The sequence below is a fragment of the Nocardioides sp. genome, from assembly GCF_024509035.1.
GTDB lineage: Bacteria > Actinomycetota > Actinomycetes > Propionibacteriales > Nocardioidaceae > Nocardioides.
On record NZ_JANINT010000384.1, the window covers coordinates 1 to 438 of the forward strand.

A 438-nucleotide genomic window follows, 5' to 3' on the forward strand; every position below is an offset into this window, starting at 1 on the left:
GGGCGTACCGCGCCGCCGGGTCGCCGACCCGCGGGAAGGACGCGCCGAGCGCGGTGGTGTACGGGTGCAGCGGGTCGGTGAACAGCTGGTCCGCCCGGCCCTGCTCGACCACGCGGCCGCCGTACATCACCGCGATCCGGTTGCTCATGTCGGCGAGCACGGACAGGTCGTGGCTGATCAGCATCATCCCGACGCCGCGCTCCCGCACCAGCGCGGACAGCACGTCGAGGACCTGCGCCTGCACCATCACGTCCAGCGCCGTGGTCGGCTCGTCGGCGATGATCAGCGCCGGCCGGCAGGCCAGCGCCATCGCGATCATCACCCGCTGGCGCTGCCCGCCCGAGAGCTGGTGCGGGTACGCCCGCGCCCGCGAGCCCGGCAGCCCGACCTCCTCCAGGAGGTCGCCCACCCGGCGGTCCACCTCGGCGTCGGACACCG

1 protein-coding gene is annotated in these 438 nt (G+C 74.7%); it reads right to left on the reverse strand.

The window, feature by feature from the left end; all coding sequences use genetic code 11:
- On the reverse strand, nucleotides 1–438 hold a 438-nt coding region (locus Q0L15_RS21910; protein ID WP_296606945.1), incomplete at both ends, for an ATP-binding cassette domain-containing protein.